13 protein-coding genes are annotated in these 14095 nt (G+C 73.5%); 8 read left to right on the top strand and 5 right to left on the bottom strand.

The window, feature by feature from the left end:
• The first annotated feature begins 108 nt into the window (after positions 1-108).
• Positions 109-3195 carry a UvrD-helicase domain-containing protein gene (locus AC29IT_RS01950; protein WP_488217616.1) on the top strand — a complete coding sequence of 1029 codons (3087 nt, stop codon included), beginning with the start codon at positions 109-111 and terminating at the stop codon, positions 3193-3195.
• Between the two features lie 109 nt (positions 3196-3304).
• On the opposite strand, the gene AC29IT_RS01945 is transcribed toward AC29IT_RS01950, so the two are convergent.
• On the bottom strand, positions 3305-3913 hold the full coding sequence (locus AC29IT_RS01945) for a TetR/AcrR family transcriptional regulator (RefSeq protein ID WP_488217615.1): 609 nt from the start codon (positions 3911-3913) through the stop codon (positions 3305-3307).
• Between the two features lie 100 nt (positions 3914-4013).
• Here AC29IT_RS01945 and AC29IT_RS01940 point away from each other — a divergent pair, with 100 nt between their 5' ends.
• A complete protein-coding gene (locus AC29IT_RS01940; RefSeq protein WP_488217614.1) occupies positions 4014-4646 on the top strand; it encodes an FMN-dependent NADH-azoreductase in 633 nt (210 codons plus the stop codon).
• A 65-nt stretch (positions 4647-4711) separates the two neighbouring features.
• On the opposite strand, the gene AC29IT_RS01935 is transcribed toward AC29IT_RS01940, so the two are convergent.
• On the bottom strand, positions 4712-5854 hold the full coding sequence (locus AC29IT_RS01935) for an acyl-CoA dehydrogenase family protein (RefSeq protein ID WP_488217613.1): 1143 nt from the start codon (positions 5852-5854) through the stop codon (positions 4712-4714).
• Positions 5855-5936: 82 nt separating this feature from the next.
• On the bottom strand, positions 5937-6269 hold the full coding sequence (locus AC29IT_RS01930) for a hypothetical protein (RefSeq protein WP_488217612.1): 333 nt from the start codon (positions 6267-6269) through the stop codon (positions 5937-5939).
• Between the two features lie 257 nt (positions 6270-6526).
• Here AC29IT_RS01930 and AC29IT_RS01925 point away from each other — a divergent pair, with 257 nt between their 5' ends.
• Both AC29IT_RS01925 and AC29IT_RS01920 read left to right on the top strand, forming a co-directional pair.
• Complete coding sequence (locus tag AC29IT_RS01925) at positions 6527-7105, top strand: pyridoxamine 5'-phosphate oxidase family protein (protein ID WP_488217611.1); 579 nt, start codon at positions 6527-6529, stop codon at positions 7103-7105.
• 30 nt (positions 7106-7135) lie between these two features.
• The gene (locus tag AC29IT_RS01920; protein ID WP_488217610.1) at positions 7136-8302 is read left to right on the top strand and encodes a glycosyltransferase; all 1167 of its coding nucleotides are present in this window, start codon (positions 7136-7138) and stop codon (positions 8300-8302) included.
• A gap of 7 nt (positions 8303-8309) precedes the next feature.
• Here AC29IT_RS01920 and AC29IT_RS01915 read toward each other — a convergent pair whose 3' ends face one another.
• Positions 8310-9302 carry a helix-turn-helix transcriptional regulator gene (locus AC29IT_RS01915; RefSeq protein WP_488217609.1) on the bottom strand — a complete coding sequence of 331 codons (993 nt, stop codon included), beginning with the start codon at positions 9300-9302 and terminating at the stop codon, positions 8310-8312.
• A gap of 93 nt (positions 9303-9395) precedes the next feature.
• Between AC29IT_RS01915 and AC29IT_RS01910 the strand changes: the two genes are divergently transcribed.
• The 4 genes from AC29IT_RS01910 to AC29IT_RS01895 all read left to right on the top strand — a co-directional run bounded on the left by AC29IT_RS01910 (position 9396) and on the right by AC29IT_RS01895 (position 12721).
• A complete protein-coding gene (locus AC29IT_RS01910; protein ID WP_488217608.1) occupies positions 9396-9794 on the top strand; it encodes a VOC family protein in 399 nt (132 codons plus the stop codon).
• 54 nt (positions 9795-9848) lie between these two features.
• Positions 9849-10700: a class I SAM-dependent methyltransferase gene (locus AC29IT_RS01905; RefSeq protein WP_488217607.1), complete on the top strand. Its 852-nt coding sequence runs from the start codon at positions 9849-9851 to the stop codon at positions 10698-10700.
• Between the two features lie 74 nt (positions 10701-10774).
• Positions 10775-11743 (top strand): amidohydrolase family protein, encoded by a 969-nt coding sequence (locus AC29IT_RS01900; RefSeq protein WP_488217606.1) that lies wholly within the window; start codon positions 10775-10777, stop codon positions 11741-11743.
• Between the two features lie 219 nt (positions 11744-11962).
• On the top strand, positions 11963-12721 hold the full coding sequence (locus tag AC29IT_RS01895; RefSeq protein WP_358444597.1) for a sulfite exporter TauE/SafE family protein: 759 nt from the start codon (positions 11963-11965) through the stop codon (positions 12719-12721).
• Here AC29IT_RS01895 and AC29IT_RS01890 read toward each other — a convergent pair whose 3' ends face one another.
• Complete coding sequence (locus tag AC29IT_RS01890) at positions 12722-13900, bottom strand: tyrosine-type recombinase/integrase (RefSeq protein ID WP_488217605.1); 1179 nt, start codon at positions 13898-13900, stop codon at positions 12722-12724.
• Positions 13901-14095 lie beyond the last annotated feature (195 nt).

The following is a 14095-nucleotide window of genomic DNA, read 5'->3' as shown; positions in this document are numbered from 1 at the left end:
AGTGATCCGGCGAGCGCCGCCGACCCTACTGGGACGCACCACCCCACCGGGCCGCATTCGTGAAACCCACCGGCCGGGCACCGGACGGCGGCCTGGCAAGATCGTCGGGTGCGCTTTCACGCCGATCTGCACATCCACTCGAAGTACTCCCGCGCGTGCAGCAAGGACTGCGACATCGAGCACCTGACCTGGTGGGCGCGGCGCAAGGGGATCGCCGTGGTCGGGACCGGCGACCTCACCCACCCCGCCTGGTTCGCGCACCTGCGCGAGGTCCTCGAACCCGCCGAACCCGGGCTGCTGCGGCTGCGCCCCGAGCTGGACCGGGAGATCACCGCGGCGATGCCCGCGAACTGCGGCGGCGACGTGCGGTTCATGCTCTCCTCCGAGATCTCGACGATCTACAAGTACGGCGAGCACACCCGCAAGATCCACCACCTGTGCTACATGCCGGACTTCGCGGCCGCGGAGGAGTTCTCCCGCCGCCTCGGGCGCATCGGCAACCTCGCCTCCGACGGACGGCCCATCCTCGGGCTCGACTCCCGCGACCTGCTGGAGATCACCCTCGAAGCCGGCGGCTACCTGGTGCCCGCCCACATCTGGACGCCGTGGTTCGCGGTGCTGGGCTCCAAAGCCGGGTTCGACTCCGTCGACGAGGCCTACCGGGACCTCGCCGGGCACGTCTTCGCCCTCGAAACCGGGCTCTCCAGCGACCCGGAGATGAACTGGCGCGTATCCGGGCTCGACCGCTACACCCTGGTCAGCCACTCCGACGCGCACTCCCCGCCGATGCTGGGGCGCGAGGCCACCGTGTTCGACACCGACCTCGACTACCACGCCATCAAACGCGCCCTGGAAACCCGCGACGGGTTCGCGGGCACCGTCGAGTTCTTCCCCGAAGAGGGCAAGTACCACCTCGACGGGCACCGCAAGTGCGGAGTGCGCCTCGAACCCGCCGACACCAAAGCCCGCGCCGGACGGTGCCCGGAATGCGGAAAACCGCTCACGGTCGGCGTGCAGCACCGCGTCGACGACCTCGCCGACCGCGCCGCGGGCGTCCGGCCCGCCGGAGCCGCCGGGTTCCGCAACCTCATCCCGCTGCCGGAGATCGTCGGCGAGATCCACGGCGTCGGGCCCAAGAGCAAGAAGGTCTTCGGCGCCGTGTCCGACCTCGTCGCCGCCCACGGGCCCGAACTTGGCATTCTCGACGACGTGCCGCTCGACGAGCTGCACCGCAGCGACCCGCGCGTCGCCGAAGCCATCGGACGGCTGCGCGCTGGCGAGGTCGTGCGCGACGCGGGCTTCGACGGGGAGTACGGCACCATCCGCGTGTTCCAGCCCGCCGAACTCGCCCGCCTGCGCAACGGCGACTCCTACAGTCTGTTCGGCGACGAGCTGTTCACCCCCGCCGAAACGCCCCGGCGGCCCGTCGCCGCCGAACCCGAACAGCACCCGGCACCGACCGAAACCCCCGCCGCGCCACCAGGAACACCGACGCACGGGGTTCTCGCCGGACTCGACCCCGACCAGCGCGCCGCCGCCGAAGTCCCCGAAGGGCCGCTGCTGATCGTCGCCGGGCCCGGCACCGGTAAGACCCGCACCGTCACCCACCGCCTCGCGCACCTCGTCCTCGAACGCGACGTGCCCGCGCGGGACTGCCTCGCGATCACCTTCACCCGCCGCGCCGCCGACGAACTCACCGAACGGCTGCACGCGCTCATCGGCCCCGACGCCGACGCGATCACCGTCGGCACCTTCCACTCGTTCGGGCTCGGTTTCCTGCGCGAGCACCACGACCGCCTCGGGCTCACCGCCTCCTTCGGCGTCGCCGACACCACCCGCAAGCACGAGGTGCTCACCGAGATCACCGGCGACGAGGCCGCGGCCCGCGCGCTCGCCCGCGGCCGCACCGACCCCGAGCACGCCGAGGCCGCGGGCCGCTACCGGGCGCGGCTGCGGGAACTCGACCTCGTCGACTTCGACGACCTGCTCACCGAACCCGTCCGGCTGCTCGACGAAGACCCGCGGCTGACCGCCACCTACCGCGACCGGTACCGGTGGATCACCGTCGACGAGTACCAGGACGTCGACGACACCCAGTACCGGCTGCTACGCGCCCTCGCCCCCGCCGGGGCGAACCTGACCGCCATCGGCGACCCCGACCAGGCCATCTACTCGTTCCGCGGCGCCGACGTCGGGTTCTTCCTGCGCTTCGAACAGGACTACCCGAGCGCGCCCGTGCACCGGCTGACCCGCAACTACCGCAGCGGGAGCCACATCATCGACACCGCGGTGCGCGCCATCGCCCCCAGCACCCTCGTGCCCGGCCGGGCCCTGCACGCCGCCTCGAACCGCGACGCGCACCGCGTGGTGCGCCACGACGCCGCCGACGAACGCGCCGAAGCCGCCTTCGTCGCCCGCACCATCGACAGGCTGCTCGGCGGCTCCTCGTTCCACTCCCTCGACAGCGGCCGCGTCACCGGCGACGGGACCGGCGGCATCGGGTTCGACGACATCGCCGTGCTCTACCGCACCGACGCCCAATCCCGCGTGCTGCTCGACGAATTCGCCCGGGCCGGGCTGCCCGTGCAGAAGCGCTCCCACGACCCGCTGTCGGCCCGCGCCGGCGTCGACCTGCTGCTGGCCGAACTCGCCCACGTCGCCGACCGCGACGGCAGCGCCCTGGACAAGCTGCGGGCCGCCGCGACCACCGTCGTGTTCAGCGTCCCCGACGACGCCCAGGCCGACGTGCACGGCGCGGTCGAACTGCTCACCCCGCTCGCCGCCCGCTGCGGCGACGACCTCGCCCGGTTCCGCCGCGAAGTGCTGCTCGGCGCCGAGGTCGACGCACTCGACCCGCGCGCCGAAGCGATCTCCCTGCTGACCCTGCACGCGTCGAAGGGCCTCGAATTCCCGGTGGTGTTCCTCGTCGGCTGCGAGGACGGGCTGCTGCCGCTGAGCTGGCCCGGCACCGGACCCACCGCCGAGGAGCTCGCCGAAGAACGCCGCCTGTTCTTCGTCGGCGTCACCCGGGCCCAGGACCACCTGTGGCTCACCGGCGCCGCGCGGCGCACCCGCCACGGCCAGGTCCGCGACCGCACCCCGTCGCCGTTCCTCACCGGCCTCGGCGACGCCGTCACCCGAGCCGAGACCCCCGCACCGCGCAAGGCCCGCGCGACCCAGCTCAGCCTGCTGTGAGGAGCACCGGTACCCCGCTGAGCCGTCGCCGGAGCGCGTGCTCGTCACGCGCGGGGCACGTCGTCGGCTTCACCGAGCCGGAGCAGGCGGTCGACGAGCCGCGGGACGCTCAGCTCCGCGCGTCGTCGATGAGGACGCGTTCGACCAACGTCCGCCAGCTCTCGACCAGGCGCAGCTCCGCGCCCGGGGCGGGCTCGGCCGCGTCCGGGCGCAGGTAGAACAGCACCGGGCCTTCCAGCGCGGCCGAGAGCTGGAGCGCGAGGCCGTCCGGCTCCGGCACGCCCGCCTCGCCGAGCAGCATCCGGACGTGCAGCCGGGTCAGGCTCACCCCGGAGTGGATGTCCGGCCGACCGGGCCCGGCGGCGGCCTGCGCGAACGCGTGGTGGCGCAGCAGGTACGGGATGCGCTCCCGGCCGTAGGCGATGAGCCGTTCGGCGGGGCCCGCGCCGGGCCCCAGCGGCGGCGGCCCGGAGAGCACCTGCTGCTGGAACCGGCTCTCGTCGTCCTCCAGCAGGGCGCGGAAGATGCCGGCGCGGCTGCCGAAGCGCCGGAACACGGTGCCCTTGCCCAGGCCCGCGCGCTCGGCCAAGCCGTCCATGGTCACCTTCTCGACGCCGTGCTCCGCGATCAGCTCGCGCACGACCGCCAGCAGGTGCTCGCGGTTGCGCACCGCGTCGGCGCGTTCCGCGCGCGGCTTCCCGAAGGGCACGACATCCACACCGGCGAACCTACCCCGGAACAAAAGCGGGGTACGGTCCGTTTAATCTTCCGGGTGTGACGACGGGTCACGCACCGCACCACCGCAAGGAGCCGCACGCATGAACCTCTTCCGCCTGGACGCCAGCATCCTGCCCGGCACCTCCACCAGCGCCGAGCTCGCCGACCTCGCCGAAGCCGAATGGACCGCGGCCCACCCCGGCGCCACGATCACCCGGCGGCACCTCGGCGCCGAACCGCTGCCCGCCGACGCGTGGACGTCGGCCACCACCGCCGGATTCACCCCCGAAACCGACCGCACCCCGCAGCAGCGGGACGCCCTCGGCCTGGCGGCAGCACTCGCCGACGAACTCCGCCACGCCGACGCGGCCGTCTTCGCCGTGCCGATGTACAACTTCGGCGTCTCCCAGCACTTCAAGACCTGGGCAGACCTGGTCATCGCGGGCGCGGGACCCACCGACCCGCTGCTGGCGGGCAAGCCCGCGGTCCTGATCACCACCATCGGCGGCGGCTACGGCCCCGGCACCCCGCGCGACGGCTGGGACCACTCCAGCCCCTACCTGCAGCGCATCCTCGGCGACGTCTGGCAGGCCGACCTCACCTTCATCAAGCGCGAGCTGACCCTCGCCGCGAGCAACCCCGCGATGGAGGCACTGCGCGACCTCGCCGAGCAGCAGCACGCCGACGCGCAGGCCGCCGCCCGCGACGCGGGCAAGGTCCTCGCCGACCGCTGATCCCCGCAGCGGTGTCCGCGTCCCGCCGAGCGGACGCGGGCACCGCATTCCCCGGCAACCGGGCCTCAGAGCAGTCCGGACGGCGCCGCATCCAAGCCGAGCAGCAGGACGCCGTAGTCGTCCTCGACGACGTGCGAGGTGAACTGCACGTGCCGCGACCCGACCGCGAAGTCCCGCCAGAACCGCTGCAGCGGGTTCGCGGCGTCCAGCCCGCTGGAACCGTGCAGGTCCAGCAGCTCCTCCAGCGCGCTGCGGCACTCGCGCACCGCGGTGATCAGATCCATCCGCAACCGGGCCCGTTCCTCAGCGGGGAGGGCCTCGCCGGGCGAGGCGGATTCGAGGGCTTCGGCGACGCCGAGCATCCGCCGCCGCGCGGTCTCGATCCGGTGCGCGGCGACGGCCAGGTTCCGGCGGGCCCCGGGTGAATCGGCCATCGACGCATGCCCCGGATTCGGCGAGGTGCGCTTGCCGACGACCTCGGTCACCACGTCCAGCGCGCCGCGCGCGGCACCCCACAGCGGGGCGAACAACCCGACCGCGATCGCCAGGTTCGACAGCGCCGCCCCGATCCGCCCCAGATCCAGCAGGTGCGTGTCGGGGATCCACACGTCCTCGCCGACGAGGGTGTGGCTGCCGGTGCCGCCCAGCCCCGCCATGTTCCAGTCCCGCTCGACGGTGAGATCGCGGGTGCGGGCGAACACCGCGGCGGGCTGCGCCGGGCGATCACCCTCGGCGGGCAGCTGCACCGACAGCATCGCCCACTCGGCCAGCTCGCAGCCCGACGCGTACGGCCACCGCCCGGAGATGCGCAGCCCGCCGGGCTCGCGGACGGCCGTGCCGGTGCGGGCCGAGGAGCACACCACGTCGTCGACGTCGCGGAACGCGTCCGCGTACGCCTCGTCCGTGGTGCCGATCTGCAGCAGGCTCTTCGCTTCGTAGGTCGTGGCCGCAACCCACGCCGTCGACGGACAGCCCCGCCCGAGCTCGGCCAAGAACCGGACCCGCGTGCTCAGTCCTGCTTCGAGCCCGCCGTCGGCCCGGCGCACGCCCAGGGCGAACGCGCCCGCGGCCCGGGCGGCGGCTGCACTGGCGTCGGTGATCCGCCGATCCCGTTCGGTGGCCGCGGCTTCGGCCGCCGCCTGCTTCGCCGCTGTGCGGGCGGCGTCGAGCAGCGGGACGGCCGCGCCGTCGATCATGTCAGTAGTCATGAGCCCGGCAACATTTCATGATCGACATCTATTCCCGGGGTTCGAACCGGCACGGGTACCACCGTGAACCGGATGCCCCACCTCAGCCCGGCAGCGCCCCGCGCTCGATGCGGTACTGCTCGACCAGCACCTCGTACTCCGCCGGATCACCCGGACGCAGCACCACTTCCCGCCCGGTCAGCGCCCGGACCCGCTCGCCGACCTGCTCGGCGACCTCGCTCGACGCGATGATCACCACGACCAGGCACACCCCCTCGCCCGTGTCGCGGACGGTGCACGTCCACGGCACCTCGCACGGCCCCCGGTGCTCCGGTTCCGGGCACAGCAGCAACCCGATCGGCTCCTGCCACGCCAGCACCTCCCGCGTCGAGGTGCACCCGTGGACCTGCACTTCATGCACCCCTGGTTCTCCCACGCCCACCACCTTCGGACATCGGCCCGCCCAGAACATCGGGGATGCCACCGACCCGACCACCGGGATCGCCCGCCCCGACCCCGATCAGCGCCCCCACACCTCCCGGACGACCTCACCGACGCGGGCTGCTCCCGCTGCAGCTGTCCGGGACGAACCGCCCAGGACACGTCACCGGCTCCGGGTCCTGGGCACATGACCCTGGACCGGCTCCGGCCGCGAGACCGCGAACCGGTTGATCCGCCGGTGACAATCGACGGATGGGAACCACCTACGCACGCCTCGACCAGCGATTACGGGCGTTCATCGTCGAACAGCCGGTGTTCTTCGTGGCCACCGCACCGCTGTCCGGTGACGGGCACGTCAACCTCTCCCCGAAGGGCCGCTCCGGCACCCTCGTCGTCCTCGACGAGCACACCCTCGCCTACCTGGACTTCGGCGGCAGCCACGCCGAGACCATCGCGCACCTGCGGGAGAACGCCCGCATCACCCTGATGTGGTGTGCGTTCACCGGGCCACCGAAGGTGCTGCGCGTGCACGGCCGCGGCACCCCGATCTTCCGCGACGACCCGCGGTTCGGACCGCTCGTCGAGCACTTCGGCGACGCCGACGCGCCCGGGCTGCGCGCGGTGGTGCTCGTCGACGCCGACCGCATCAGCGACTCCTGCGGGTTCGCCGTCCCGCTGATGGACCACCGCGCGGACCGGGACCTGCACGCCCGGCACTTCGGCCGCAAGACCGACGAGGAGTTCGCCGCCTACTGCGCGGCCAAGGAGCACAACGTCACCAGCATCGACGGCCTGCCCGCCGTGCCGATGCCCCTGCCCCCGCGCGGCTGACCTGCGCCCCGAGGACGACCGGAGGTCCGGATGCGAGCACTGCTGGCCACGATGGGAACGCGCGGCGAGGTGCAGCCGCTGCTGGCGCTGGCGCGCGCCCTGCTCGACGACGGGCACCGCGCGCAGGTCGCGGTGCCACCGGACTTCCACGACCACGCCGAACGGCTCGGGGTGCCGGTGCTGGCGCTCGGGCCGCCGATGCGCGGCTCCGGCTGGGACCTCAGCACCGATGCCGGTCGGCGCCGCGCCGCCGAGGACACCGTCGCCGCCCAGTTCGCCGTGCTGCCCGCGGCCGCCGCCGGCACCGACGTGCTGGTGGGCACCGGGTCGCTGGCGATCGGCGTGCGCTCGGCCGCCGAACTCGCCGGGAGCCGCTACGTCCACGCGCACTACTGCCCGGCGACGCTGCCGTCCCCGCAGCACCCGCCCGCGCCGTGGCCCGGCTGGCCGCAGCACCCCGCAGGCGGCAACGCGCAGCTGTGGGCCGCCGAGGAACACCGGTGGGACACCACCTGGGGCGCACCGCTGCGCACCCACCGCGCCTCGGCCGGGCTCCCGCCGATCGGCGGCGTGCGCGCCCACGTGTTCGGGGACCGGCCGTGGCTGGCCGCCGACCCGGTGCTCGCCCCGTGGCCCGGCGACGACGTGCACCAGACCGGGGCGTGGCTGCCGCCCGAACACCGCCCGCTGCCGCGCGAGGTCGTCGACTTCCTCGACGCAGGAGACCCACCGGTGCACCTCGGACTCGGCAGCAGGCCCGCCGCCGCGGACGATCTCGCCCGGGTCGCGGTCGAGGCGCCCCGCAGGCTCGGGCGCCGCACGATCATCTCCCGCGGCTGGGCCGGGCTCGATCCGCCCGCCGGGGACCACCTCCTCGTCGACGACCTCGACCACCGGACCCTGTTCCCGCGCGTCGCCGCCGTCGTGCACCACGGAGGTGCGGGCACCACCACCGCGGCCGCCCGCGCCGGAGTCCCGCAGGTCCTGCTGCCGGAGGTCTACGACCAGCACTACTGGGCCCGGCGCGTCACCGATCTCGGCCTCGGCGCCGCGCATCCCGGCACGCCCACCGCGGACTCCCTCACCGACGCGCTGCGCACCGCGCTCACCTGCGCAGAACGCGCCCGGCACCTCGCCGGCCGGGTCCGCGCCGACGGTGCGCGGATCGCCGCCCGCGACCTCGCCCGGCTGCGGTGAGAGCGCCCTACCGGTCGCCGGTCGTTCCAGGTGGGCGTCTGCGCGCCGAGCGGGCGAGGCGCTCGGCGAACGCCTCGACGTGCTCGCGCAGCTCGGCGGGACGTTCGACCGCGAAGGGCAGGTCCAGGGCGGCGAGCACGCCGGGCACCCAGTCGAGCCGCTCCGCCCGCAACTCCACCCGGCACCAGCCCGGCTCGCCCGCGCCCTCCGACACGACCACGAGCCCCGCGGGCAGCCCGCCGCGGACCTGCTCGGCCTCGCCCTGCACCAGCAGCACCACCTCGTGCCGGTGCGGAGCGGTGGCCAGCCCGGTCAGCACCCGCTGCGCCGCATCCACCTCGCCGGGCGGGGCGAACGCGCCGGGCAGCGGCATCGCAGCCGAGATGCGGTCCAGCCGGAAGTTCCGGTCCTCCCCGATCCCCGGATCGGCACCGGTCACGTACCAGCGGCCCGAGTGGGCGACGAGCCCGTACGGGTGCAGGGTCCGCTCGCTGCGCCTGCCGTCGGCGGCCGTGTAGCGGATCGACACCGGCCGGTGGTGGCGCACCGCATCGGCGAGCGCCAGCAGCACCGCGGCCTCCGGCACCGGTGGATCTCCGGCCGGGGCGGTGAAGGCGAGCGCGCCGAGCACCGCGTCGAGCCTGTCCCGCAGCCGCTGCGGCAGCACCCGCCGGATCTTCGCCGCCGCCGTCTCGCCCGAGGCGCCCGTGGCCGTGGCCAGCCCGGCCCGGCGTCCGGCGACCAGGCCGAGCAGCACCGCCAGCGCCTCCTCATCGGTGAGCATCAGCGGCGGCAACCGGTGCCCGGCGGCGAGCCGGTAGCCGCCGTAGCGGCCGCGCACCGACTCCACCGGCACCTCCAGGTCCAGCAGGTGATCGACGTAGCGGCGCACCGTGCGCTCGTCCACCCCCAGCCGGTCCGCCAGCTCGGCGACCGGACGGGTCCCGCCCGACTGCAACAGCTCCAGCAGGGCCAGCACGCGGGCGGTGGGTCGGGGCACGTCCGAGATTCTCCCTCCGATACCGGGCGGGTTCCGCCCGGTATCGCTCGTAGCGTGCGGTCGAACGAGCAACCGCCCCCTGGAGGAGCACCCGTGGACTTCGCATCGATCCGCATCATCACCGCCGACGTCGCCCGCCTCGTCGACTTCTACGAGCGCGCCACCGGCATCCCGGCGGCCTGGGCCACCGAGGACTTCGCCGAGATCAGCGCCCCCTCGGCGACCCTCGCACTCGCCGGAACCCGCACCGTCCCGCTGTTCGCGCCCGGCTCGGCGCACCCGGGCGAGAACCGCAGCGTCATCATCGAGTTCCTGGTCGCCGACGTGGACGCGGTGCACCGGAACCTGACCAGTCTCGTGACCGAGTTCGTCGCCGAACCGACCACGATGCCGTGGGGCAACCGGTCGCTGCTGTTCCGCGACCCCGACGGCAACCTCGTCAACTTCTTCACCCCCGTCACCCCGGCGGCGATCGCGAAGTTCGCCCGCTGATCGCGTGGCCGGGTTCACCGCGCCCGGGGCGCGTTCCTGAGTAGGTTCGGGGACATGGAAGCCGAGGAACCCAGCCGGACCGCGCTCGCGACCGCCCGCGCCCGCGCCTACCACCAGGTCGCCGACCGGCCGCTGATCCTCACCGACCCGGTCGCGGGCCCACTGGTCGGCATCACCGACGAGGAGCTCGCCGCCTACGCCGAGCCCGCCGAGGACCGCCCCGACAGCCGGCCGCGACGCCTGTTCTTCGCCGCCCGCGCCCGCTTCGCCGAGGACCGCGTGGCCGCGGCCGCCGCAACCGGCGTCCGGCAGGTCGTGGTCCTCGGCGCGGGCCTGGACACCTTCGCCTACCGCAACCCGCACCCCGGGCTGCGCGTGTTCGAAGTCGACCACCCGGCCACCCAGGCGTGGAAGCGCAGGCGCCTCACCGAGGCCGGGATCGAGCGGCCCGACACCATGACCTTCGTGCCCGTCGACTTCGAAACCGACGCGCTCGCCGCCGAACTGGCCGCCGCCGGGTTCGACCGGGACGAACCCGCCGTGTTCGTCTGGCTCGGCGTCGTGTTCTACCTGAGCCCGGACTCCGCGCGCGACACCCTCGCCTACGTCGCCGGTCAAGCCCGGCCCGTCGATGTCGTCTTCGACTACCTGCGACCGGCCGAGGACGATGCCGAACGCGCGCGGCTGCGGCAGCGCGCCGAACGGGTCGCCGCCCTCGGCGAACCCTGGCACAGCCTGTTCACCCCGGAGGACATCGCCGGACAGCTGCACGACCTCGGGTTCACCGAGGTCGAGGACCACTCCGCCACCGAACTCGTCGCCGGATACCTCGGCGGATCGGGGGAGTTCGACGGAGAACCGCCCCGGGCGCTGCGCGCCAGCCGCATCCTGCGCGCCCGCCGCTGAGCATTCCCCGAGCCCACCGCGCTCGGCCCCGCCTCCCGAACCGCGCTAACATTAAGAAACAAAGGTGTCTCTTAATGGGAGGGTTGGTCGCCGTGCCGCGCAATCGCATCGATGTGCACGCCCACTACCTCGGCGGATCCATCGCCGAGCTGTTCCGCTCCGGGCTGCGCATCGCGGGTGGCTACCGGGTCGACGTGGACTGGTCGCCGGACGCCGCCATCGCCTTCATGGACCGCCACGACATCGCCGCCCAAGTGCTGTCCGTGCCCGCGACCTTCGCCGGCGGCACCGGCGACACCGGACTCGCCCGCGCCGTCAACGAGGAGTACGCCGAGATCATCGCCGCGCACCCGGACCGCTTCGGCGCCTTCGCCGCCCTCCCGGGTAGCAGCACCGACGCGGCGCTGGCCGAACTCGAACACGCCCTGGACGTGCTGCACCTGGACGGCGTGCTGCTCAACTCCAACACCGGCGGGCACTACTTCGGCTCCGAGCAGTACGCACCGCTGCTCGCCGAACTCGAACGCCGCCGGGTCCCGGCGTTCCTGCACCCCGCCGACAGCCCCGTCATCGTCGACCACCTCGGGCTCGGGCGGCCCAGCTCGGTCTGCGAATTCACCTTCGACACCGCTCGCACCATCATCGACGGGATCTACCGCGGCGTGTTCCGCCGCCACCCCGAGCTCACCCTGATCCTCGCGCACTGCGGCGGACCGCTGCCCACCCTCGGCTGGCGCATCGCCGAGCACAGCGAGATGGGCATGGGACCCGACGACGACCACGAGGTCGGACCCGAGCACATCCGGACCGCGCTCGGCGCGCTGTACTACGAGACCGCCCTGGCGGGCAGCCGCAACTCGCTGCTGCCGACCCTGGAGGTCACCGGCACCGACCACATCCTGTTCGGCACCGACTGGCCCGCCGCGCCCGAGACCAACGGGGCCCGCAACACCGCGAACCTCACCGGATTCGGCTTCTCCGACGACGAGCTCGCCGTCATCGAACGCGGCAACGCCGCCCGGCTGTTCCCGCGGCTCGCCTGAACCGGCTACCACCGCCGGATCATTTCGTCACCGTGACTGAAATAGATCATGTCCCAGGTACCGCGAAGATCGTCGCCGACCGGCCCGCGTCCGGCTCCGGCGCGACCTCGGCGTGACCCCGGCCCGGTAACTTGACCGCCCGCCGGGGAATACCCGGCGACCGGATACCGCCGAGGAGGACACCGTGCCGCGCAACCTCGATCGACCAGTGGCTGCGCGGTGATCGGCCTCCCCACGATCCTCGCGCTGGCACTGCTGGGCCTCGCGGGCGGCATCGGCATCACCGCCCTCGGCCCCGGCGGCGTGCTGCCCACCATCGGGCTGTTCGCACTCACCACCCTGACCCCGGCCGAAGTCGCCGGCACCGCCATCGCCACCCACATCGCCACCGGCGCCCTCGGTACCGCCGCCTACACCCGGTCCGGGCAGCTGCGCGAACCCGAGACCCGCCGCACCGCGCTGCTGCTGGCGGGCACCGCCGTGCTCGGCACCCCGATCGGCGTGCAGCTCAACACCCTCGTGTCCCAGCGCGCCTTCGGGATCGTGCTCGCCGTGCTGGTCACCGCTGTGGCCGGACTGGTGTGGTTCCGCGAACGCCGCACCCCCACCCGGACCCGTGCGCACCCGCCGGTGGCCGCCGTGGTCGCGCTCGGGCTGGCCGTGGCCATCGCCTCGGGCATCGTCGGCATCGGCGGGCCGATGCTCACCGTCCCGCTGCTGATCGCGCTGCGCGTGCCGGTGCTCGAAGCGCTGGCCGCCGCCCAAGCGCAGTCGATCGTCATCGCGAGCGTCGGCACCATCGGCTACCTCGCCCACGGCGCCATCGACTGGCCGCTGGCCGCGATCGTCGGCGTGCCGGAACTGCTCGGCGTGCTGCTCGGCTGGAAGATCGCCCGCGCACTGCCCACCCGCACCCTCACGTACGCGCTGATCATCACCCTGCTCGCGCTCGCGCCCTACCTGGCGCTGCACGGCTGATCACCGCAGCCAGCCCCGGTGCAGCGCCGGAGACAACTCGTGCGCCGCCGACTGGGCGAGGTCCTCGGCGTCGTGCAGGTAGCCCTCGGTGGTCGACAGCGCCGCATGCCCCAGGTCGTGCTGCACCTGGCGGGGCTCGGCACCGCGGGTGATGGCGTGCGTGGCGTAGGAGTGCCGCGCCGAATGCGGGTGGATCGTCTCGCGCAACGGGCCCAGGTGCGCCGCGACCAGCGATGCCTGCTCACCGTCGAGCACCTCCCGCAACCGCCGCGACCGCGGCGGCGCCGCATCCGGGGCGGGGGCGAACGTCGCGCACAGCCGCCGCAGCAACGCCTGCACGTGCGACACGTGCACCCGACGGCCCGTCGAGGTCACGAACATCGGTTCCGGCGCGCGCAGCCCCGGCTGCCCGCGCAGCGCCGGGACCTGCGGCGCGGTCCGCATCCGCAGGTAGTCCTCCACCGCATCCGCCACCGGTGCCGCCAGCGCCACCCGACGGTCCTTCGCGCCCTTGCCGTGCACCCGCAGCGCGGCAGGACCACCCGCGGCGGGACGGTGGTAGTCGTCCAGGTTCACCCCGACCAGCTCCTCCGCGCGCACCCCGGTGCCGATGAGCACCTCCACCATCGCCCGGTCCCGCGGCCCGTTGCGGTGCCGGTCCGCCAGCAGGTGCGCGGCCAGCAGCAACGCCCGGCACGCCTCGAACGACCACATCGCCGTCTGCGACGGGGTCGAGCCGGACCGGTTGAGGTGCTGGGCGGAGCGGTCCACCAGCGCGGCCGGGTTGTGCTCGGCGAGGCCTTCCCGCAGCAGGTACTTCTGGTAGAACGCCGAGACCGCCGAGAGCATCCGCGCCCGGGTCGCGTCCCGGTACCCGGCCCGGGCGAGTTCCTCCAGCCAGCGCTCCACGTGCTGCACCCGCACCTCGGCGAACGAGCCGAAGTCCTGGCGCACGCACCAGTGCAGCCACTCCAACCCGGTCGGCTCGCTGCGCCGGGCCCGCCCGCGGCGGCGTCCCGGCTCGGGCGCGGTGTAGCCGGGCACCCAGTCCAGCGGGATGCCGAGATCGGTGGCGTAGGCGATGCGGGTGTTCAGCGAGGCGTAGACGCGCAGGAACTCGGCGAAGCGCTCCGGGCCCGGCGTGCCGGTCGGCTCCTGGCGGGTGGCCACCTCGGTCATGCGTCTCCCCTGCTTTCCGCGGATCCCCCATTTTTCGGGGGTCGACTCCGCCCCTGATCGTGTCCGATTTGCCGTATTGCACGGCCGTTCCGGCGTTGTCCCGCCGCAAGATCAGAGTATATCCATAATCCTGGTTATCCATATGAACTCCTCTGGAGTTCCTGCGTAGCTTGATTTTGGTTCGGTAAGTCGAAC

This window comes from Saccharopolyspora sp. MMCC62 (assembly GCF_057736575.1).
Note: the sequence above shows the minus strand (reverse complement) of the source record. Positions and strands in the feature narration are given on the sequence as shown.